Consider the following 22282-nt stretch of genomic DNA (forward strand, 5'->3'; position numbering starts at 1 on the left):
TATGAGCGACCACTCACACGAACAACTTGATACGAAACTGATGAGCCTCGGGCGCGACCCAAAGCGCGACCTTGGTTCAGTGAACCCACCCGTGCACCGCACGAGCACGGTTATCTTTCAAGACTTCGCGACGTTCGATGCCTATGAGCAAGGCAAGATTTATCACCGTGGGTATGGGCGTTATGGCACGCCCACCAGCGATGCGCTGGAAGAAGCCGTTATTGAACTTGAAGGTGCGGATGGCGCTATCATCACTGCCTCAGGCCTTGCTGCCATCAGCACACCCATGCTGGCGTTTTTGAATGCGGGCGACCATGTGTTGGTGCCTGACTCGCTCTATAGTTCTGGCCGCCACTTCGTGGAAAAAGAATTGCCGCGCCTTGGTATCGAGGTGCAGTTTTACGATCCAACGATTGGTGCTGGCATTGAAAAGCTGATGAAGAAAAACACCAAAGTGGTGTATTGCGAAAGCCCTGGCTCGCTCACGTTTGAAATGCAGGATATTCCGGCAATCGCGAAAATCGCGCATGCGCACGGCGCTATGGTATTTGCCGATAACACATGGGCAACGCCGCTATTGCAGCGCCCATTTGATATGGGTGTCGATATCTCGATTCACTCAGCGACGAAATATATTGGCGGTCACTCGGATTTGGTGATGGGTGTCGTGACGTGCAAAAAAGAACATTTCGAACAGCTACGTCGTACGCATAAGAATCTTGGTGCCTGCGCGAGTAGCGATAACTGCTATCTTGCCCTGCGCGGCTTGCGAACTATGTCACTTCGCTTGAAGCAGCACCAACAAAATGCGCTTGAAGTTGCGAAGTGGTTCCAGAAGCAGCCAGAGATTACACGCGTGCTGTACCCTGCTCTGCCAGAAGATCCTGGTCATGCGCTTTGGAAGCGCGACATGACAGGTGCATGCGGCCTATTCGCGGTTGAAATGAAGAACCCAATCAATAAGCCAGCGCTTGCCGCTCTGCTAGATGAGCTCAAACATTTTGGTATGGGCTTTAGCTGGGGTGGCTATGAATCACTCGTGATTGCGTATCAGCCCGCCAGAATGCGCAGCGCAACGAAGTGGGATAAAGACACGTGGCTGCTCAGGTTCCATATTGGTCTTGAAGCGCCAAGTGACTTGATTGCCGATTTAGAAGCAGGCTTTGCCCGTTTACGCACGGCTCTTAAAAACGCGGCTTAGTAGCGCACTAACCAAAAATATTCCGATCGCACTAGTCACCATCATGGGGGCTGCGGGCGCGTCGAATTCAATGGCACCTTGCAGCCCAATCACGACTGCGATAGCGCCAAATATACTTGCCATAAGCACCATCTGAAGTGGTGAGCGCGCCACGTTACGCGCCGCCGCCGCAGGAATAATTAGCATTGCGGTAATAAGCAGCACACCAACAAGCTTGATGGAAACTGCCACCGTTGCAGCAAGCAGCATGGTGAGCAAGAGCTTGGTACGCTCGACACGAATCCCCTCGGCGCGGGCTACTGCTTCATCAATCGTCATCAAAATAAAAGCACGCCAATGAACGGTGATGATTGCAACCACCGCCGCGAACAACACACCGAGCATTGCGAGGTCATAGTCCATAATGGTGAGGATATCGCCGAATAAATAGGCGTTGATATCCACCTGAATATCGCCACTCATCGCCACCAACAATACGCCGATGGCCAAGGTTCCGTGCGCTAACATGCCTAGCATTGTATCGGCATGGAAGCGCCCATCACGCGTCAGGAGATTGAGGGTGAGAGCCACACTAAGCGACACTATAAACATTGCCAGCGTCATTGGAATGACGTTGCTGATAAGCGCAATCGCTACGCCAAGTAGCGCTGCATGAGCAATTGTATCGCCGAAATATGCCATGTGCCGCCACACGACCATCGCACCCAATGGCCCTACGGCAAGCGCAAGTAGCACGCCACCCATCATTGCTCTTAGTAGGAAATCATCCATGGTTACACTCGCTATGGTCAGCATGTTCGTGCAGGCTATGTGTGTGGTCGTGATGATGGTGGTACATCGCAAGTTGTTTTGCCAATTCATCACCAAACAGTGCTTTAAACTCGGGGTGCGTGCCAAGTGCTTGCGGTGTGCCTTCGCAGCAGACATGGCCATTCAAACAAATGACGCGCGTCGTTTGCGCCATCACGACATATAGGTCATGCGACACCATGAGCACCGCGCAACCATGATTGCTGCTGAGTGTTGCGATAAGCTGATACAGCTCGCCCTGCCCCGCTACGTCGACACCTGCTGTTGGTTCATCCAGCACAAGTAATTGCGGCTTACGCAAGATTGCACGCGCCAATAATACGCGGCGCATTTCGCCACCGCTTAATGCGCTGAGTGGCTGGTTTAATGTATAAGCAACGCCGACTTCATGGCAGGCTTCAGCGATTCCATCGGCATGCGTTAGTTTCAAAAAATCACGCACCGTGATGGGCATCGACAGTGGTGGGCGAAACTGCTGCGGAATGTAGCCAATCGTCAAGCCATTGGCGCGGGTGATGGTTCCGCTATCGGGCTGCTCAAGCCCGATCAATTGCTTAAGCAGGGTTGTTTTACCCGCACCATTGGGGCCGATAATCGTCACTAGCTCGCGCGGATGAATGGTAAGCGAAACACCACTCAGCACCTCGCGGCCACGGTAATGCTTGCGCAAACCCTGTGCGGACAGTAAAGGTGCATTCGATGAATCGTGTGATTGCATATGGCTGCTTTCTTGCCCTAATTACGCTGACTGCGCAAGCGTCGCAGGCAGCGTGGCAACCGCATGTACTGGTAGTTGCGCCTGTTACTGAGCCAATTATTTCAGAAGTAGTTCGGGGCATTGGCAAGACATCTACCCTGCTGAATGTTGGGCAGAGCCTACATCACAAAGGCTTTACGCCTGGCCAGATTACGCGCCTCAATGCAGCAGAAGTGATTGTGGCAATTGATAAAAATATTGCCCCTGCTCTTACCAAGCTTCTCACAGAACGCGCCAAAAAGGGCGCGAGCGTTATTTATTTGAGCGAGCTTGATGGTGCAGAGCCATTAGCCTATCGCGCTGAAAATCCGTTTCTGAGTGCGGGTGAAGTCGATGCGCACCATGAAGAGCATGAAGGGGAAGAGCATCATCATCACCACCATCACAAAAAAACGAACGACCCTCACCTCTGGCTTGATCCACTGAGGATTGCGAATTTGCTTCCAGCACTCACCGATAAGCTGGGCGATTATTGGCCAGAGCAGCGTGCGAATTTTGCGCATAATGCAACGCGCTATGCACTACACCTGCGCGCAGAAGTGCAACCAGGTATTAGCAACATCATTGCCGCAGCGAAGCAACGTCAGTCGGACAGCTCTAAGGCCGTTCCCGTGATGACTTATCACGATGCGTACCAGTATTTTCAGAAGCGTTATGGGCTTGAGGCAGGTTATATCACGCAACGCCCAGAAGAGTATCAGGGTGCTAAAACCATGAAGCAGCTTCTTGAGAAAGCCAACAAAACACATGTACGCTGTATCTTCAGCGAAACCAGCAATCACCATGTGAAGCGTATTGCTGAGCTGTCGCAGGCGGATGTTGTCACGCTCAACCCCGAACGCCCTTACACCTCTAATGAGGTTCCGTTTACGGCGTGGGCAAGCAACGGCTATGAGCGGATGTTGCTGATGGTGGCGAAAGCCTACGCGCGCTGTCTATAAGAACCACGATCTGATAAAGTGCAGGCGTGGGTTGTCTTGAAGTTTTTCCCACCATTGCTCATGATCACCCAACAGGGTGATCCCAAAGGCGACCGCGATCGACAAAATAAGCGCTAATGCAATCATCAACCCTAGAAGGTAGTACATGGGCGACGCAATGGTTGGTACCATGCTCAAATAATTAATGCCGTAATGAAACCCAAATGATGCCGAGATCAAAACACTCACTATGGTGATTTTGGTGCGCGCCATACCTACCACAAGGCCAAAGCACAAAATGCCACCAAGGATAAATTGCAGCAGCGCTGGGTATTGCGAGACTTCTAGCGAGAGCGCAGCGCCAATCAACACCATGACCAAGAAACCAAGTGGCATGACTACCATGCCCTCTTTCGGCAGAATGGACGACCAAACCCCCAGTAACAACAACAGCAACAGTTTGGGGATATGATCAAGCGGCGCGGTAAAGCCCGAACTCAGGCCCGCACTTGCCGCACCCGTGGGCTGCACCACCAGAAATGGAAAGGCGCCTAGCAGGAATACGGCCACCATGAATAAAATAAAGCGCTTACTCGACATGGGTTTGTTATAGTACGAATTGACCTTCACTGCGACTTCAAAAAGAATGGATCTATGCGAAATCTGTTAAAATCTATCGCCATCGTGCTTTGCGTTACGCAATATGCACAGGCTGCGCCCCGCGAATTGAGCAATCTGACCATCATCGCGGACCCTTCCTTGATACTGCCGCTCAGCGAGCTGGTGCGTGATTACAGTGTTCAAAAACGTGTCGCCATAACACTTGTCTCAAGCGAGGAAAAGGATCCCGAAACACTGATTGGCGAAGGTATGGAAGCCCATGTACTGATTAGCGCGGATACCGAGCTGACAACGCAATTGCAATTGCGCGGTCAGGTGGATGTGTTTGCCCAATCACCACTGGTGCGCACAGAGTTGGTCATGGCGCGCCGTAAGGAAGATAGCGGCAGCCTGCGTGGGCAATGGACATTGGCGAATCTCTTTCTCAATCAAGGCAGCGCCATTCCGATTTTGTTACTGAACCCTGCACACTATATTGAAGGATCACGTAGCATTGCTGCACTCAACGCCAGCGAGGCATCGCTCGAAAGCCGTGTGATGCTGGATAAAAAATCCGAATTGATTTCTCGCCTCAAGAATGAGGAAAGCGCCGGTATTCTGCTAGGGCCTGACGTTCTGCTCGACCCAGAATTAACCGTGGTTTCGGTGATTCCTGAAACACAGTATGAGCCTATCGTTTTCATGGCGCTAACGTTGGCGAGTGAATCCATGCCGAAAGCGCGCCAACTCGTAAAGTTCCTGCAAAGTGATGCAGCAGCCTCAACCTTCGCACATTATGGCTTTAAGCCTGCTGCTTCAGAGTAACAAGCGGCCAGCGCGCCTTAGGTTCCGTATCTAACCTGTCGAATTTACCAAGCGCGTAACGCTCCACCCCTGCCCATGCGACCATGACAGCATTGTCCGTGCATAGCGCCATAGGCGGTACGTGAAGTGCCACATTATGGGGAGCGAGTGTTTTGGCAATTTGCCCGCGTAAATACTGATTTGCAGCGACTCCGCCCGCGACCACCAACCCCTTTACGTGAGGCATCATAGCGAGAGCATTGCTGAGTCTGTCATGCAATACACTAGCAACGGTCTGTTGGAAGGATGCAGCCATATTCGCAATAAATACCGCATCGCGATTATCTGCTGCCTCAATCGCTAAACGTACGGCAGTCTTGAGGCCAGAAAAGGAGAAGTCGCAACCATTCGTGCCCAACATAGGACGAGGCAGGCTTATGATTGGCTTGCCGTTGAGCGCGGCTTGCTCAAGCGCAGGGCCACCTGGATAGGGCAGTCCCAACATTTTTGCGCATTTGTCGAAGGCTTCGCCTAACGCATCGTCACGCGTCGCGCCAAGTTGTTCGTAATCTCCCACCCCCTTTACCAATAAAATCTGGCAATGGCCGCCCGATACAAGCAGCAGCCCATAAGGGAATTCGACCTCTTCGCTCAAGCGCGCCGTTAGGGCATGCGCCTCGAGGTGATTAATAGCGATGAAGGGTTTACCCGTTGCTGCCGCAATCGCTTTGCCCACCATAGCGCCAACAATCACACCACCAATAAGTCCTGGGCCAGTGGTTGCTGCAACGGCGTCAATATCATGCAGTGACAGGTTTGCATCCGCGCAGGCTTTAACAACCAGCGCGTCTATATGTGCCAAATGCGCGCGTGCGGCAATTTCTGGCACAACGCCACCATAGGCTGCGTGTTCGTCATATTGTGAGGCTAGCGCGTGCGACAGTACGGTTTTATCGGAGCGCACGAGTGCCACGGCGGTTTCGTCGCAGCTTGATTCAATGCCTAATACCGTAAAAACCTTGTTCATTCGCCCTCAATGCGATAGCTCATATTTCATGAAACTTCGTATCGGAACCCGTGCCAGCAAGCTGGCGATGACGCAAGCAGAAAAACTGCGCGATACGTTGTTACGCGCCAATCCAGCGCTTGAAATTACCCTGCACCCCATGACAACGGCGGGTGATAAGGACCTTCAAGCCAAGCTGACGGATTGGGGCTTTAAGGGCCTTTTCACCAAAGAATTGGAAGATGGGCTGCTTACGGGCGATATTGATATCGCCGTGCATTCGATGAAAGATATGCCAAGTATTTTGCCTGACGGACTGATTATCGGCAACGTGCTTGAGCGCGACGACCCGCGTGATGCGTGGATTAGCAGCAAGTATGCTTCTCTTGCCGAAATGCCTAATCACGCTGTCGTGGGCAGCTCATCGATTCGTCGTATTGCGCAACTCAAAATTCACTACCCACATTTGAAGGTGGTTGAGTTTCGCGGCAATGTGCAAACGCGCCTTCAGAAGCTTGATGACGGAGTGGCGGATGGTACTTTCCTCGCCTGCGCAGGGCTGGACCGCATGAGTATGGGCGAGCATATACGCGAGCGCATCGCACCAGAAATCATGTTGCCTGCGGCGGCACAGGGCATCATTGCTACGGAATGTCGCGCTGATAATAGGGTGGTGCGTGAGTGTTTGGCGCAGATTAATCACGCAGAAACCATGACGCGCGCTACCTGCGAACGTGCGATGCTGCTAACGCTTGATGGTTCGTGCCGAACTGCGATTGCGGGGCTCTCAACGATCGAAGGCGGCACGATTCATTTGCGTGCACAAGTGCTTGCCGAGGACGGCTCGGAGCAACATAGCTACCATAGCGAAGCTGCATTGAGCGATGCAGAAGCATTAGGCAACCATGTCGGCGAAGTTCTTGCACAGCGCGCAGGACATTTATTGAAAAGGAACATTGTATGACTATTTGGCTCACCCGCCCACGCGATCAAAGTGAAGCATTTGCAAAGCAACTTGGACGGCCATGCATCATCGCGCCTGTCACGCACATCGTTTATCGTAAGCCTAAACTTGAGGGCGCATACGACGCCGTGATAACCACTAGCCCGCACGGTGCAATTGGTATCAGTGACTATCACGATTTGCCACTCTACACCGTGGGCGAAGCCAGTGCTGAAGCAGCGCGCTCGCAAGGCTTCAAGCTCGCATTGCCCATTGCCCAAGATGCCGCAACTCTAGCCGCAATGGTCGTGGTGGGACATAACTCGCCTAGCAAATTTCTTTATTTATCGGGCGATGAAACGCGGATTGATATAAAGAAGCTTATCGAAAGCCAAGGCCATAGCGTGACGCAAGTGGTGACGTATGAAGCGATTGCCGAAACACAGCTTCCCCAAGATGTGACAACGCATTGGAAGGACATTTCAGGCGTACTATTCATGTCGGTGGGCGCCGTGAAAGCTGCACAGGCACTTATCACGCAAGACGTATCGCACATACATGCTTTCTGTATTAGCGCGACAGTGGCTGCTGCCGCAGGCAGCTTGCCGTGGAAAGCCATTCACGTGAGTGCCAGCCCTACGCAGCAATCATTGATTGACTGCATCAATACGACTATAAAGGCGTAATGCTTAACAAAAACCAGTTAGCGTGGTCGATAGCAACGGCAGCATTACTTGCTGCGGCGGGGCTTGGTGGTGCGCTATATCGCACCCATGAAACCAGCAAAAAGCAGCACGAGCTGATTCATTATTTGCGCAGCGAACAAACAAAACTTGGCTCTTTGAGCGAAGAAGAAACCGAGAAGCACAACGACACTATCGCCGAACTTGAGGAAGCACTGCGTAGCGCGCAGGCAGCACAGCGCAGCCTTACCGAACAGTTATTTAACAGCGAGGAGGATGTGAAATTCCTGCTCGAAGAATTAGAGGCGGCAGAACAAAGAATTGAAACGGCAGCGCCCACCCCCACCTCTACCACAGCGCCACAGATCGCTTACTTAGCGCTGCGCAAAGCGGTGATTAGGGGCAAGTCGTATCATGATGAGTGGAAAGCCTTAGAGCCACAACTTACACAAGTGGATGCGGCAATAAAAGTCACTCTAAGTGAGCATGTGGACGGTATTAAATCACGTGCGGTATTGGTGCGAGAGCTTGAAGAAATCTATGCGACAGCTTCCCCGCAGGAAGACACGCTACCGTGGCTGAACCGCTTGCGTGATGTCATCACCGTTCGCAAACTTGACCATCGCCCCCTCACCCGCGCGGTTGAGCGTGGCGATATTGATGTGGCGGCAAAACATTTGCGCGACGAAGCATCTGATGATTTTGCAGATTGGCTCACCGATTACGATACGCGACGCAGCGTGCTGAAAGCACTGGATGCACTTGAAGCAGAATTGGTGGCCGCACATGGCTAAATTCATTGTATTCCTATTGCTGCTGATTCCGCTTAGTACCGGCGCGATGTGGTTGATGGACCACCCAGGCTTTATGACTGTTGAGTGGTTTGGTTATGAAATTCGTATGGCAATGGCGTTGGTGATTATCGCGCTGGTCATTCTGATTATGCTCACCACGTGGCTTGGCCTGCTCTTCTGGCAACTATTTCATTGGCCCGAGAAGCGCCGCTTGCGCAAGGCACTCACCCGTCAAGAAAAGGGGCTGCAACATCTTACCCGCTCAGTCACTGCCCTAGCATTGCAAGATTCGCAGGCCGCAGAGCGTTCATTGCAGCAGGCGGTGAAGCTTCTACCGAACAGCGCGCTGCCACGCCTACTTTCGGCGCAACTTGCTGCCTCGCAAGGTCATAGTGATAAATCGGCTGAACATTTGCGCTTCCTGCTCGCGGATAAGGATACGTCGTTATTTGCGACGCGCCGCCTGATTGACCAGCATATGCAGCAGAAAAAATACGAAGAGGCATTGGTGCTAGCTCTGCAAGCACATCAGGACCAGCCACGCGACCATCACACGAATCTGGTGCTGGTGGATCTGTATTTCCATTGTAATCGGCTGGACGCGATTATTGCGTTGGCTACATCTACCAAGCTGCATCACGGCCTGTCACGTGGTGAGCGTAACCGCTTTGCGGCGATTGCGTATTATCTACGAGCTATCAAAGAGACAGACCCGCTTGCACGCTTGCGAGCTCTGAAGCACGCAACCAACTATGCGCCAGAATTTCTGCCTGCCGTTATTTTGTTAGCTCAGCATTATGCGGAACAAGGGCAATCGCGCGATACGTTCAAACTATTGCGTCGTGCGTGGGCGCGCGCACCACACACTGCTGTGCTACAGCAACTGCTGGTGTATCTTGCGCCCCTGCCTGCTAAGCGCCAACGACGCATCGCGGCGATGCTGGCCACGAAAGCAAAAGGCTCGGCAGAAGCTGCGCTGCTTGAAGCTACCATTGCGCAGAAGCAAGAGCGCTACGAAGACGCTGCTAAGGTGTTGCAAGCCGCGATTGAGCATCATGACCGCAAGCCACTCTACAGCGCGATGGCAGAAGTGGCCGTGAAGCTGAGTGGCCAAGCGGCTGATGCAAGCCCATGGTTCAAGCGCGCGATGGATGCACCGAACGAACCGCGTTGGCATTGCGCAAGCTGCGGCACTTCGCAAAATCATTGGGAATTACATTGCGCAAGCTGTGTTGTGTTGGATAGCAGCGTGTGGGGCCAGCCCGAAGTGACGCGCAGTGAAATTCAGGTGTGCGCCTAGCGCTTATCTGCCTACTTCCGCATTGGGTATATATTGCGACTCGTTGCACTCAAATGGCGACATGCCAGGTGTACACGTCGTTGGATTGAGCGCTGGTGGTGGCGCATTGGTTTCGTCGACACGAATTTCCTGCTGATTCGTTGGGTAGGCCATTAAATCATCGCTACTCACACCACTATAGGGAGCCGCATTCATCGAGCTTGGTGGCGCGTTAGGCGGCGTAATCTGTGTTTGTGCGGTGCTGATACCCATCGAGCCACCACCCTTTTGGATATAGGAAATCGATTCCCCGTCCTGATAGCCAACGAGTTTAGATGTCATATGGGTTTGTGGCGTGTCGTAGCAGGAAATGTCGCTTTGCATTTGGTAGCAATAGCGCGTTTGTGGCGCTTGCTTGGGCTTGGTTGGCCTGAAGGTAAAGACCTCCCGCCATGCACCGACCGTATCTTCTTTCACTTGGTTGGCTACACGCGCTGCTGTGTCCGAGCTGTTATGCGCCTCTTCACAGCCAGCAAGCAGAGTCACTAAAAATGCCATTGCCAAAAAGCGCATTGGATTACCTTTCCTGCGTTACATAACTACATATAAGCATGTATCGTGCCATTCTCAATAGCTTGCAGAGAGAGATTTTTTTCTCTACATCGGTTTTATGAAGCAAACCCCTCTTCTTACTGCATTTTTTATTCTATCTGCCGCATCCTTCGCATGGGCAAATTCCTTCACTGCGTCTCCCGCCTATAAGGAATGCTCGGCATTGGCCGCAACCGACCCACAAGCTGCCTTAGTGAAGGCCGATGAATGGCTCAAAATCGAGGACGGTATTGGCGCACATCATTGTAAAGCCATGGCGCTTTACGGCTTGAAGCAGTATGCAGAATCTGCCGCTAGCCTCTCACTGGTGCGTGACAGGCTGGACCCAAAGGACATTATGCTGCGCACCTATGTAGCACGCCAAGCCTCACGCGCATGGATACTTGCTAATCGTGCAGAAGCGGCACTTTCTACCCTCTCCGCACAAATTGAGGCAATGAACCAAGAAGGGGTGGATAATGCCACCGAGGCGCGACTGACTGCCGAGCTACTGCTGGATCGTGCTAAAATCCGCCAACAATACGGGCAGAATGCTGAAGCTGTGCAAGACCTTGACCATGCAGTGAGCCTGCGCCCCAGCAATGATGATGTGCTGCTCGCCCGCGCCGAAGCATTTATAGCGCTAAAAGATAGAGCGCTCGCGAAAGAGGATTTACAAGCGATCTTGCGTATGAATCCTACGCATGAGAAAGCGGTAGGTTTGATGCGTGAGTTGCGCGATGTCGAGTCTACTCCGCAAGCAGAACTGCCAGCGAGCTTGCCAAAAACTAACTAAGTTTTTTCTTCAGGATATCGTTGAGGATGGCAGGGTTGGCCTTGCCACCCGTTGCCTTCATGACTTGGCCTACGAAGAAGCCGAACATTTTCTCTTTGCCCGATTTATACTCGGCAACTTTGTCTTGGTTGGCGGCAATCACTTCATCGATTGCTTTTTCAATCGCGCCCATGTCGGTCACTTGCACGAGACCTTCTTCTTCCACGATTTGTTTCGCGGGCTTGCCGGTTTCGAACATTCTTTCGAATACGGTTTTCGCGATTTTACCACTGATGGTGTTATCTTCAATCAATGCCAGCAGACCCGAAAGCTGCTCGGCGCTGATAGGTGACTCGGTGATTTCTTTGCCCAGTTTGTTCAAGCGACCAAACAATTCTACCGTCATCCAGTTGCTCGCCAACTTTGCGTCATGCTTCGCATTGACCAATACATCGAAATAATCGGCGGCTTCTTTCTCGGCAGAAATCACGCTCGCATCATAGGCCGATAAGCCCATTTTCTCGATGTAACGTGCTTTTTTCTCATCCGGCAATTCCGGCAGCGACTTCTTGATGGTGTCGACATATTCCTGCGTCAGGATAAGCGGCAATAAATCAGGGTCTGGGAAATAGCGGTAATCATGCGCATCTTCTTTGCTACGCATGGTGCGGGTTTCACCATTATCAGGGTTGAACAAACGCGTTTCCTGATCGACCTTGCCACCGCTTTCGATGATTTCAACTTGGCGTGCCGCCTCGAACTCAATCGCTTTAATCATGAAGCGTACGGAGTTCATGTTCTTGATTTCGCAACGCGTGCCAAACGCATCGCCCGGTTTACGCACGGAGACGTTCACGTCGGCACGCATGTTGCCTTTTTCGAGATCACCATCACAGGTGTCGAGATACATCAAGATCGTGCGGAGTTTTTTGAAATACGCTGCCGCCTCTTCTGGCGAGCGCATATCTGGCTCACTCACGATTTCCATGAGCGCAACGCCCGAACGGTTCAAATCGATGAAGCTATGCTTAGGCGAATGTTCGTGCAGCGATTTACCCGCATCCTGCTCAAGGTGCAGGCGCGTGATGCCGATTTCGCGTGACGTGCCATCTGCAAGGTCAATGGTCAACGTGCCCTTACCAACGATGGGGTCGAGATATTGCGAAATCTGATAGCCTTGCGGCAAATCGGCGTAGAAATAATTCTTACGGTCGAACAGCGATGTTAGATTGATTTGCGCTTTCAGGCCAAGCCCCGTGCGCACTGCTTGCTCGATACATTTTTCGTTGATGACGGGGAGCATTCCCGGCATCGCCGCATCGACAAAACTTACGTTCGCGTTGGGCTCGGAACCGAATTGCACGGCAGCACCGCTGAAGAGTTTCGAGTTCGAGGTGATTTGTGCGTGCACCTCAAGACCGAGAACCACTTCCCAATCACCCGTTTGGCCTTTGATGCGATATGGAGCGGTCATATTAGTACCCCTCCGGTGCGCGGTTGAATCCTGCGGCGCTTTCAATCACGGCAGCAGCTTTGAACACGGTTTCTTCGTCGAACATACGACCGATGAGTTGCAGACCAAGCGGCAGACCGTCTGGTGAAAGACCCGTTGGCAAGGCAAGACCAGGCAGACCCGCGAGTGATGCTGGAATGGTAAAAGCGTCGTTGAGATACATGGCGACTGGATCGTCTTGGTTGTCACCAATTGCAAATGCGTCTGAAGGTGCGGTGGGCGTGAGAATCAAATCGCACTTCTTGAATGCTTCTTTGAAATCATTCGCGATGAGTGCGCGCACGCGCTGTGCTTTTTTGTAATACGCGTCGTAATAACCTGCGCTGAGCACATAGGTGCCAATCAGAATGCGGCGCTTCACTTCTGCACCAAAACCTGCGGCACGTGTTTTTTCATACATGTCGTTGAGGTTGTCACCATCATCCACCACGCGCAGGCCGTAACGCACGCCGTCGTATCGCGCGAGGTTGGAGGAACACTCGGCAGGTGCAATCACGTAATAGGTTGGCAGCGCATATTTGGTGTGCGGCAATGAAATCGGCACGATCTCAGCACCTGCAGCCTTCAGCATCGCTTCGCCTTTTTCCCACTCGGCGATGATGTCGGCGCGAATGCCGTCGATTTTATATTCTTTCGGAATACCGATTTTAAGGCCTTTCACACCCTGCCCCAGTACCGCTTCGAAATCTGGCACTGCCAGTTTCGCGCTGGTGGAATCTTTCGGGTCATGACCCGACATGGCCTTGAGCGAAATCGCTGCATCGCGCACGGTGCGCGTCATTGGGCCTGCTTGGTCGAGCGAGCTTGCGAAGGCGATAATACCCCAGCGCGAGCAACGGCCATAGGTTGGCTTAATGCCCACAATACCCGTAAATGCCGCAGGCTGGCGAATGGAGCCACCTGTATCCGTACCCGTTGCCATGTAGCCCAAGCGCGCCGCAACGGCTGCCGAAGAACCACCCGACGAACCACCGGGAACCAGTTGCTTCGCAGGTTCGGTTTTTGATTTCCATGGGTTAATTACATTGCCGTAGTGGCTGGTGATGTTCGCCGATCCCATGGCGAATTCGTCCATATTCGTTTTACCGAGCATCACCGCACCTTCTGCGAAAAGCTTGGTGGTCACGGTCGATTCATATTCAGGCTTGAAGCCCGTAAGAATTTTTGATGCCGACTGCGAATTCACGCCCTTGGTGCAGAACAAATCTTTTACCCCGATGGGTAGTCCTTCTAATAAACCGACGTCACCTTTTGCACGCTTTTCGTCCGACGCTTTGGCCTGCGCAATTGCGATTTCAGGCGTGTGGTGAACATAGGCGTTCAATGCAGGATTATGTTTTTCAATCGCATCGAGATGCAGCTTGGTCAGCTCTACCGAGCTTACTTTTTTTGCGGCCAGCGCGTCACGCGCTTCGCTGAGCGACATATGTAATGGGCTGCTCATTATTCAATCACCTTCGGTACGGTGAAACAGCCATACTCTGCACCCGTGGCGTTTTTCAGCACTTGCTGCTGGATATTACCATCCGTCACTTTGTCTTCGCGCCATGGCAAGGCTTGCTCGGAGATGCTGGCAAGCGGCGCGATATTGTCGGTGTTCACTTCGCCAAGCTGTTCGATCCATTTCAGGATGCCATTGATTTCTTTCGCATAATGCGACACTTCCGCTTCGCTGAGGCGAATGCGTGCGAGCTTTGCGACATGGAGCATTTCTTTATCGGTGAGAGCCATAGGTGGGCGGTTTTACTCTGGCTTTGCCTAAAAAAGCAAGTATTAGTGACGCATGGCTTCTTATACCCATCAAATCCTTGAGTTTTTCGATGCCCTGCCAAGGCAGGGACGCCTGATATGCTTGGATGTGGGAGAAAAAACCATTGGCCTCGCCATGAGCGACGCTAGCCGCATGGTTGCCTCGCCCCTGCAACTGATTGAGCGCACCAAGTTCAGCAAAGATATCGCGATCGTTTCCGAACATATCGCAGAACATGGTGTTTCTGGGGTGGTGATTGGCTATCCCGTAAATATGGACGGCTCCGAAGGGCCTAGATGCCAGTCCACCCGCCAGTTTGCGCGTGACATGGCTACGAAAGTTGCCCTGCCCACTCTGCTATGGGACGAGCGGCTTTCCACCGTCGCCGTGAACCGTATGATGATTGATGAAGCCGATTTAAGCCGTAAGCGCCGTGGTGAACTTGTCGATAAACTTGCCGCTACCTATATGCTTCAGGGCGTGCTGGATGCACTCGGAAATCACTAGTTGGCGCGAGGGGGTCTTACCCCCTCAGTGACTCCCCCGCCGCTTTCGCGGCTCGCGCAGCTTCGGCGCTACGCCGTTACAAGGTTTTACTTGCTAACCTAAAATTTTGGCTGCTACGCTCGTGTGTATACGTACACGTACGCACGCACACGTGAGAGGACTAGAAAATGGACGCGCTTAGTTTGATTGCAGCAATGGTGATTGCCTATCTGATTGGCAGTATTCCGTTTGGCGTGATTCTTTCCAAAATTTTTAAACTGCCTGACCCACGCAGCATAGGTTCAGGTAATATCGGCGCGACGAATATGCTACGCACGGGCCGTAAGGACATTGCGGCGGCAACGCTCGCACTCGACATGCTCAAAGGTGTTGTCGCGGTTGCCGTCATGGATTCCACCGCGCCTTATGCTAGCGCACTAGCGGTGCTTGCTGCCGTGCTTGGGCATTGCTTCCCCGTGTGGCTACATTTCAAAGGCGGCAAAGGTGTAGCAACTATTCTGGGTGGCCTACTCGCCTTCTCGTGGTCCGTTGGATTTTTTACCCTGCTCATCTGGGTGGCGATGTTTTATTATAAACGCATCTCGTCACTCGCGGCGCTTACGGCATTATCACTCACGCCATTTGCTGCCATGCTGAGTGGTGGCGGCGCATCTGCGCTGGTGATATTAATTGCAGTGTTGGTAGTAGTGGCAAACCATGCAGATAATATGCGCCGACTGATTAATGGCACTGAACCTGTGTCGAACCTGTTTGGGAAAAAAGATGGTCAGTAATTTCATTCCCAACCCAACCCTGCGTGGCACGAACCCTGTCGATGCACTGCGCCTGATTCGTAGCGAGAATGTTGGGCCTGTGACGTTCTTCCACCTCGTGAAATATTGCGGTTCGGTGGCGAAAGCGCTCGAGATGGCGCCTGATATTAGTCGTCGTGGTGGTCGCAGCAAGGCGATTCGCATCGCTTCTAAAGCCGAGGCAGAGCGCGAGTTTGAAGCACTAACCGCATTTGGCGCACAGATAGTAATGTATGGCGAGGAATCATACCCACGCTTATTACAAGTCGTGAATGACGCGCCGCCAATTCTTACGGTGAAGGGCCATACACATTTATGGAATCACGATAAGCTCATCGGTATTGTTGGGGCACGTAATGCTTCAGCGAATGGCTGCGCGTTTGCACGTAAATTAGCCAGCGATTTGGGTGAAGCGAAGTATACTATCATTTCTGGATTGGCGCGCGGGATTGACGCAGCAGCGCATCGTGGTTCATTGGCCACGGGAACTGTTGCGGTGATTGGCGGCGGGATTGATAATATTTACCCACCAGAGAATGAAGTTTTGTATCATGAAATTGCTGAATCAGGCGCCATCATTTCTGAGTTGGCATTCGGCGCGAAGCCGCATGCGCGATCCTTCCCTTCACGCAACCGCATCATTGCGGGTATGACACGCGCCAGTGCCGTGATTGAAGCATCATTGAAATCCGGCTCGCTCATCACTGCACATTTTGCCAATGATTATGGCCGCGACGTATTTGCCGTTCCCGGCTCTCCCATGGATCCACGCTGCCATGGCACGAATCAACTGATTCGCGAAGGCGCGACCATGCTTGAATCCGTACGAGATATTCTAAGCAACCTCTCGCCCCTAGAGGCGTTGCCATTGGCGGACAAAGAACCTTCAATGTTTGCCGAAAACACACTTGATCCTGATTCGAGCTTGCTTGAAGAGGCACGCCGCGCTATTACCGCCGCGCTTTCGCCAAGCCCCACCTTGCTCGATGATGTGTTGGTGACAAGCGGTGTTTCGCCGCATTTGGTAATGGCGGTATTGTTGGAATTGGAACTGGCAGGAAAGCTGCAGCGCCATCCTGGTGCAAGGGTTAGTTTAATCGTTGGAGAGAATGTAAATCATGGTTAAGTCAGTAGTTGTTGTAGAGTCTCCCGCGAAAGCAAAGACCATTAATAAGTATCTCGGTGATGATTTCACGGTGCTTGCATCGTTCGGTCACGTACGTGATTTGCCATCGAAGGACGGAAGCGTACGCCCTGACGAAGACTTCGCCATGACCTATGAGGTGGACGGTGATTCCAAGAAGCCATTAGGCGCGATTAAAACAGCACTCAAAGGCGCAGACATCTTATATCTTGCGACTGACCCTGACCGCGAAGGTGAAGCGATTTCATGGCACGTGCTTGAAGCACTTAAAGAGAATAAATCACTCACTGCAAAAACGCAGGTACATCGCATTACCTTCAACGAAATCACCAAAAAGGCAGTGTTGGATGCGGTGGCACACCCACGCGATATCGACATGGATTTGGTGAATGCGCAGCAGGCACGACGTGCGCTGGATTACCTCGTAGGCTTCACACTCTCGCCCGTGTTGTGGCGTAAGCTGCCTGGTTCGAAATCGGCGGGTCGCGTGCAATCGGTGGCACTGCGTTTGATTTGCGAACGCGAAGCGGAAATCGAGGTATTCGTGCCTCGCGAATATTGGGATGTGACCGTGAATATGAACACGGCAGGTGGCGATAATTTCACCGCGAAACTGACCGAATATAAAGGTAAGAAGCTCGAGAAATTCAGCCTCACCACCGAAGCACAAGCCAAGGAAGTTGAAGGCACGCTGACGGGTGTTGCCTTCACCGTGATGAGCGTAACGCCTAAAACCATGCGCCGCCAACCCTATGCGCCATTTATGACCTCAACGTTGCAGATGGAAGGTGCGCGCAAATTAGGTTTTGGTGCGAAACGCACCATGCAAGTTGCGCAGAAACTGTATGAAAGCGGTTGGATTACCTACATGCGTACCGACGGTATCACCGTATCGACGGATGCTGTCATGGCAGCGCGCGATTTGATCGGTAAAGAATATGGTGCGGAGTATGTTCCGCCATCGCCGCGCATGTATAAAACCAAATCCAAGAACGCTCAGGAAGCGCACGAAGCCATTCGCCCGACCGACTTGTCACGCACACCTGCTGCGGCGTTCCGCGAGTTGGAAGAAGAGCAAGCGCGCCTCTATGAACTCATCTGGAAGCGCATGATGGCGTCGCAAATGGAGGCGGCGGTTTATGACCAAGTGGCCGTAGAAATGCGCGATGGCTCGAAACAACATGCGTTGCGTGCGAATGGTTCGGTACTGAAATTTGATGGCTTCTTGTGCCTCTATCAAGAGACGATTGAGGAAGACCAAAAAGAGAACGATAAAAAAAGCGATGAAGACGAAGCGGATGATAATTCGCAACGCCTGCCAGAAATGAAGGAAGGCGAGAACGTCACCACCAAGAAACTGGAAACACACCAGCATTTCACCACGCCACCACCACGCTATTCGGAAGCATCACTCGTCAAACGTCTTGAGGAATTGGGCATTGGCCGCCCTTCTACTTATGCGTCGATTATCTCGGTATTGATTGATCGCGGCTATGTCACGCTTGATAAGAAACGCTTCACCGCAGCATCGCTTGGTCGCATTGTGACGGCGTTCTTGATGTCATTCTTCGATCGTTATGTGGAGTATGATTTCACGGCAAATATGGAAGATACGCTCGATGAAATTGCCGATGGCGAAAAACAATGGAAAGAAGAGCTGCGTAAATTCTGGGTCGATTTCCATGCGCGCATTGAAGAAAGCAAGAAGCTCACCATCACGGAAGTGCTGGATCGTCTTGATACGTTGCTGGAGCCCATGATTTTCGGCACGGGTGATGCGGCAGTTAAAGGCCGCGTTTGCCCAACCTGTAACACGGGTCGCCTTGGCCTTAAGACAGGCAAATTCGGTGCATTCCTTGGCTGCTCCAACTATCCTGAGTGCGGCTTTACGCGCCAGCTCAGCGCAACGGGCGGTGAAGAGAAAAACGAAGACGGCACAGTCGTCGCTGCCATGGAATTCCCAAAGATTCTAGGTAATCACCCTGATAATGGCGAGGTGGTTTCGCTGCGCAAAGGCCCTTATGGTGTGTATGTGCAGTTGGGCGAATCGGCGAAGCCGCGCCGCACCAGTTTACCACGCGGCACACGCGCTGAGAACGTTACGCTTGAGATGGCATTATCACTGCTGCGGCTCCCACGCGAAGTCGGTGTGCACCCTGAGACTGGTGAGACCATCGTGGCGAATATCGGTCGTTTCGGCCCTTATATTCTGCACCAAGGGCGCTATGTGAACCTCAAAGGTGAGGACGATGTGTTGACCGTGGGCATGAACCGCGCCGTGACGCTTATTGCAGAAGCGGGTGAGAAGAAATCTGCCAAGGCGGAACCCTTGAAAGATTTGGGCGAACACCCTGAGTCTGGCGAGAAAATTGTGGTGCTGAAGGGTAAGTATGGCCCTTACATCAAGTTCGCGAAGAAGAACATTACCGTTCCGAAAGGCACGGATATGGACAGCTTCACACTTGAAGACGCAGTAAAACTGCTCCCAGCCGCGAAGCCTAAGAAAACGGCGGCGAAAAAGGCTACCACCACCAAGAAAGCTGCACCTGCTAAGAAGAAAGCACCCGCCAAGAAAAAGGCGTAAGTTTAGGTGCATGTCGGCTACACCGCCTAAAAGCTGTGGGTCTGCTGTGCATTTCATGCATGAATTCCTTGATTATTGGCGGCTGTGCCCTAGAAATAGCCTTCATGAGCCAGACACGCGCTAAAATCTACCAGCCGGCGAAAACGGCAATGCAATCGGGAAAAGCCAAGGATTTTTGGCTGCTCGAGTATGTAGCGGTTATTCCCGCAACGCCTGAACCACTCATGGGTTGGAACACGCAAGGCGATACGCGAGAGCAAATCAAGCTGAAGTTTGAAACGAAAGAACAAGCGGTTGCCTATGCTAAGGCAAAGAACATCGCTTACGAGATCTTGCAGCCGCACATTCGTAAAACACCGCCGAAGGCCTATGCCGCGAACTTTGCCAATGGCCGCCGCCGCGCGTACGACCAAGGTGCATAAGCCTCAGCTTTCTCCAAAAAATGAATTGCTTAGCCACGGCTGTCACAAAACTGTAATAATTCTCTCGTATCATGCTATAATGCGTCTTAAGGTATTGTTATGAAGCGTTTTACAGTTCCATGCGATTTTAACGGGGTGAAACACCCCTTCCACGTCTATATCGGTGAGCCTAACCCTAAGAAGCACCCACTGCAGTTTCAAGCATGGTGGCTTTCTTCCGAGCGCGGCGGCACCATTCCGCAAGACGTGATGGATAGCTTCGAGAAACTCTTCAAGATTTCGCAAGAGAACAATGTATCGTTTGAAGACTTGTGTGTGTACGCATTGGGCGCAGCACAGCAAGAAGGCGCAGGCGGTGCAGCAGGTGCACCACCGAAGAAATAGTGAGGCCAGATGGCCGATTCCATAGAGATTCTAGAAATTAAGGGAGTGGGCACTTACGGTGTCAGCACCTCTTTCTCCTGGGACGGGCTTTATGCGCTTGTGCGCACTCCTGAAAATAAACTTGGCTTCACCCCTGCGCGTCATGCACTGTTTGACGGTGTGATTGCGCAACTGTTCCCCACGCTTGGTGCACATGATTTAGCAGGCGCGCTGAATACTACGCTGCGCGATAACATCGCCTGCGTGCGCAATTACTTGATGATGCGTTATTTCGACGATGCACCTGAAGGGATGAATCCCGACAAAGTGCGTGAGTCACTACGCATGATTGCGCGATTCCTTGGTGAAGGCCTGCAGTGGGATGAGCAGTTACGCGCAGGTAAAGAACGTGACCCTTATAAAACGGCTGTCAGCATTGAAGAATCCAGCGCCCCTAATGGCGAAGGCGCGCGCTACATTTACCGTAAGATTCAGGAAATGGATCGCCATAGTAATTGGGTGCGACCATTCACCAAGGTGATGGAACTCGTCGGTGGTAAGGGCAAAAGTGAGTTGGCGTTATTGCCGTTAGATGAAACGCCATTCGCATTTGATGACCACAGCGACGAGGAGCGTTTGCGCGAGAAGCTCGAAGAGGCAGCGCAAGACCTTGATGTATTAGGCGACCAGTTGATTCATGGCGCTGCACGCGCGGGTGGCGTGAATAGTTTGGCCGAACCTGTGCGCCGCGAAGCAATCGATTTAGCGAAAGATATTCTGAACAAACTCAAAGTCTCGTTTGGTGATATGAATATCATGAGCGGGCTGAATATTCTGCCAGAGGACGCGGAAACCATTGGTTCGATTTCTGGTGTATTGGCGATGTTTGATCGCTTGCTGGCTTATGCACGTAGTATCGACCCATCCATCTTGCAGCACCCTGCTGTCATGTCAGCGATTCAGGCGTTTGGTCAGATGGGTTATCTCTGCAAAGAAGAGGCGATGCGCCTTGCGACAAGCTCAAAGAATACCAAAATGGCGGAGCGTATTGCGGGACAACTTAGCCGCACGGCGAACCAGTTCGCACATTTGAATGATAAGCGCTTCGGTGCACTGACTGAGCGTATCAATAAAGGTATTGATACGGTTATCGAGAAGACGCAGGCTATCTCTGGCCCATCAGCACTGGTTGGTCATTCGATCCAGCAGAATATTTCGAGCTTCATGACGGCTGCACCTACGGCTGGTATGGCCAATAAGATTACGCAGCAAACCACACAAAAAACGGTTGCTAACCAACAAGGCGAAGAAAATGCCGCACGGGCGCAAGCTGATCGCGCGGTCCAGCAGGCAGCGCAAGCCGCCGCACGCAGCAATCGCGACCAGCAACAAGTACAGCAGCAACGCCAGAATGCCCGTGCAGCCAATGCACGCCAAGCACGCCAGCAAGCTCAGCGTAGTCTGCGCCAATCACAACAACTTCAACAACAGCGAGCGCAAGCTGATCATTCACATGATCACCATCACCATGGGCAAAGCACTTCCGCCATTCAAGCGCCTAAACAGGCTCAGACAGCCGCCGATATTGCTAAGCAGATTGACCCACGCATTTTGATGGGCTTTCAAAACGCCACGAACACTAGCAACATTAAAACAGGTGCGGTTACCCCTAAAAATGCCAAGGATACGATTGCACAAAACCTCTATGGAAATACAGGCAATTTGAGACCACCACCGCTTATGCCTGGGACAACGCCTAAAGGCAGCATGGCACAGCCTAACCAGAAAACAGAAGCACAGCAGGCTGCTGATAGCGAAAAGAAAAAGCAGATTGATCAGCAAATGCTTGCACCGCCACCACCGCCACCTAACCGAGGCGGACGCGAGCGCTAAGCTTGCTGTGGCTTACTCATCCACCAACTATTGACGGGACGTTTAGGACCACACGGGCTGTCTTCCAAGCCGACGCATGGGCTTTTTAGGACTTCTACTTTCTCTGAACCGCAAGCAGCGAGAGCAAGTAGTGCAAGTATGCAAAGTGTGTA

The 22282-nt window shown here is 52.3% G+C and carries 23 protein-coding genes; 15 read left to right on the forward strand and 8 right to left on the reverse strand.

Annotated features, from left to right (window positions below; translation table 11 throughout):
• The first annotated feature begins 1 nt into the window (after position 1).
• Positions 2-1201, forward strand: a complete 1200-nt coding sequence (gene metC / locus J0M34_04170) for a cystathionine beta-lyase (protein MBN8543442.1) — start codon at positions 2-4, stop codon at positions 1199-1201.
• Here metC and J0M34_04175 read toward each other — a convergent pair.
• Both J0M34_04175 and J0M34_04180 read right to left on the reverse strand, forming a co-directional pair.
• Complete coding sequence (locus tag J0M34_04175) at positions 1172-1972, reverse strand: metal ABC transporter permease (protein MBN8543443.1); 801 nt, start codon at positions 1970-1972, stop codon at positions 1172-1174. The genes metC and J0M34_04175 overlap by 30 nt on opposite strands.
• On the reverse strand, positions 1965-2729 hold the full coding sequence (locus tag J0M34_04180; GenBank protein MBN8543444.1) for a metal ABC transporter ATP-binding protein: 765 nt from the start codon (positions 2727-2729) through the stop codon (positions 1965-1967). Before J0M34_04180 ends, J0M34_04175 begins: the two co-directional genes overlap by 8 nt.
• Between J0M34_04180 and J0M34_04185 the strand changes: the two genes are divergently transcribed.
• Positions 2711-3709 carry a zinc ABC transporter substrate-binding protein gene (locus J0M34_04185; protein ID MBN8543445.1) on the forward strand — a complete coding sequence of 333 codons (999 nt, stop codon included), beginning with the start codon at positions 2711-2713 and terminating at the stop codon, positions 3707-3709. The two genes, J0M34_04180 and J0M34_04185, sit on opposite strands and share 19 nt — an antisense overlap.
• On the opposite strand, the gene J0M34_04190 is transcribed toward J0M34_04185, so the two are convergent.
• Positions 3704-4288 carry a HupE/UreJ family protein gene (locus J0M34_04190; GenBank protein MBN8543446.1) on the reverse strand — a complete coding sequence of 195 codons (585 nt, stop codon included), beginning with the start codon at positions 4286-4288 and terminating at the stop codon, positions 3704-3706. The genes J0M34_04185 and J0M34_04190 overlap by 6 nt on opposite strands.
• Positions 4289-4342: 54 nt before the next feature.
• Between J0M34_04190 and J0M34_04195 the strand changes: the two genes are divergently transcribed.
• Complete coding sequence (locus J0M34_04195; GenBank protein ID MBN8543447.1) at positions 4343-5113, forward strand: substrate-binding domain-containing protein; 771 nt, start codon at positions 4343-4345, stop codon at positions 5111-5113.
• Here J0M34_04195 and tsaD read toward each other — a convergent pair.
• Entirely contained in the window at positions 5091-6119 is a 1029-nt protein-coding gene (tsaD, locus tag J0M34_04200; GenBank protein MBN8543448.1) for a tRNA (adenosine(37)-N6)-threonylcarbamoyltransferase complex transferase subunit TsaD, read from the reverse strand. The genes J0M34_04195 and tsaD overlap by 23 nt on opposite strands.
• 28 nt (positions 6120-6147) lie before the next feature.
• Between tsaD and hemC the strand changes: the two genes are divergently transcribed.
• The 4 genes from hemC to J0M34_04220 are packed head-to-tail and all read left to right on the forward strand — an operon-like array spanning position 6148 to position 9818.
• Complete coding sequence (gene hemC, locus J0M34_04205; protein MBN8543449.1) at positions 6148-7062, forward strand: hydroxymethylbilane synthase; 915 nt, start codon at positions 6148-6150, stop codon at positions 7060-7062.
• Entirely contained in the window at positions 7059-7727 is a 669-nt protein-coding gene (locus J0M34_04210; protein MBN8543450.1) for a uroporphyrinogen-III synthase, read from the forward strand. Before hemC ends, J0M34_04210 begins: the two co-directional genes overlap by 4 nt.
• Positions 7727-8518, forward strand: coding sequence for a hypothetical protein (locus tag J0M34_04215; GenBank protein ID MBN8543451.1), 792 nt, complete (start codon positions 7727-7729; stop codon positions 8516-8518). Before J0M34_04210 ends, J0M34_04215 begins: the two co-directional genes overlap by 1 nt.
• Positions 8511-9818 carry a hypothetical protein gene (locus J0M34_04220; GenBank protein ID MBN8543452.1) on the forward strand — a complete coding sequence of 436 codons (1308 nt, stop codon included), beginning with the start codon at positions 8511-8513 and terminating at the stop codon, positions 9816-9818. Before J0M34_04215 ends, J0M34_04220 begins: the two co-directional genes overlap by 8 nt.
• 3 nt (positions 9819-9821) lie before the next feature.
• Here the strand turns inward: J0M34_04220 and J0M34_04225 are convergent, their stop codons facing one another.
• Complete coding sequence (locus J0M34_04225; protein MBN8543453.1) at positions 9822-10370, reverse strand: hypothetical protein; 549 nt, start codon at positions 10368-10370, stop codon at positions 9822-9824.
• Between the two features lie 97 nt (positions 10371-10467).
• Between J0M34_04225 and J0M34_04230 the strand changes: the two genes are divergently transcribed.
• Positions 10468-11184 carry a hypothetical protein gene (locus J0M34_04230; protein MBN8543454.1) on the forward strand — a complete coding sequence of 239 codons (717 nt, stop codon included), beginning with the start codon at positions 10468-10470 and terminating at the stop codon, positions 11182-11184.
• Here J0M34_04230 and gatB read toward each other — a convergent pair.
• From gatB to gatC, 3 genes are read right to left on the reverse strand one after another with little or no spacing between them, the layout of a single operon-like run.
• Complete coding sequence (gatB, locus tag J0M34_04235) at positions 11177-12637, reverse strand: Asp-tRNA(Asn)/Glu-tRNA(Gln) amidotransferase subunit GatB (GenBank protein MBN8543455.1); 1461 nt, start codon at positions 12635-12637, stop codon at positions 11177-11179. The genes J0M34_04230 and gatB overlap by 8 nt on opposite strands.
• 1 nt (position 12638) lies before the next feature.
• Entirely contained in the window at positions 12639-14120 is a 1482-nt protein-coding gene (gene gatA / locus J0M34_04240; protein MBN8543456.1) for an Asp-tRNA(Asn)/Glu-tRNA(Gln) amidotransferase subunit GatA, read from the reverse strand.
• Complete coding sequence (gene gatC, locus J0M34_04245) at positions 14120-14407, reverse strand: Asp-tRNA(Asn)/Glu-tRNA(Gln) amidotransferase subunit GatC (GenBank protein MBN8543457.1); 288 nt, start codon at positions 14405-14407, stop codon at positions 14120-14122. Before gatC ends, gatA begins: the two co-directional genes overlap by 1 nt.
• A 52-nt stretch (positions 14408-14459) precedes the next feature.
• Between gatC and ruvX the strand changes: the two genes are divergently transcribed.
• The 7 genes from ruvX (at position 14460) to J0M34_04280 (ending at position 22130) form a co-directional block, all read left to right on the forward strand.
• The gene (gene ruvX / locus J0M34_04250; protein ID MBN8543458.1) at positions 14460-14933 is read left to right on the forward strand and encodes a Holliday junction resolvase RuvX; all 474 of its coding nucleotides are present in this window, start codon (positions 14460-14462) and stop codon (positions 14931-14933) included.
• Positions 14934-15127: 194 nt separating this feature from the next.
• Positions 15128-15706, forward strand: a complete 579-nt coding sequence (plsY, locus tag J0M34_04255) for a glycerol-3-phosphate 1-O-acyltransferase PlsY (GenBank protein ID MBN8543459.1) — start codon at positions 15128-15130, stop codon at positions 15704-15706.
• Positions 15696-16850 (forward strand): DNA-processing protein DprA, encoded by a 1155-nt coding sequence (dprA, locus tag J0M34_04260; GenBank protein ID MBN8543460.1) that lies wholly within the window; start codon positions 15696-15698, stop codon positions 16848-16850. Before plsY ends, dprA begins: the two co-directional genes overlap by 11 nt.
• Entirely contained in the window at positions 16843-19452 is a 2610-nt protein-coding gene (gene topA / locus J0M34_04265; protein MBN8543461.1) for a type I DNA topoisomerase, read from the forward strand. The genes dprA and topA overlap by 8 nt, the downstream gene beginning before the upstream one ends.
• A 104-nt stretch (positions 19453-19556) precedes the next feature.
• A complete protein-coding gene (locus J0M34_04270) occupies positions 19557-19874 on the forward strand; it encodes an ETC complex I subunit (protein MBN8543462.1) in 318 nt (105 codons plus the stop codon).
• Between the two features lie 99 nt (positions 19875-19973).
• Positions 19974-20258, forward strand: coding sequence for a DUF2610 domain-containing protein (locus J0M34_04275; GenBank protein ID MBN8543463.1), 285 nt, complete (start codon positions 19974-19976; stop codon positions 20256-20258).
• A gap of 9 nt (positions 20259-20267) precedes the next feature.
• Positions 20268-22130, forward strand: a complete 1863-nt coding sequence (locus J0M34_04280; protein MBN8543464.1) for a hypothetical protein — start codon at positions 20268-20270, stop codon at positions 22128-22130.
• Positions 22131-22282 lie beyond the last annotated feature (152 nt).

The sequence above is a fragment of the Alphaproteobacteria bacterium genome, assembly GCA_017302575.1.
In the GTDB taxonomy this organism is placed as follows: domain Bacteria; phylum Pseudomonadota; class Alphaproteobacteria; order Rickettsiales; family UBA3002; genus JAFLDD01.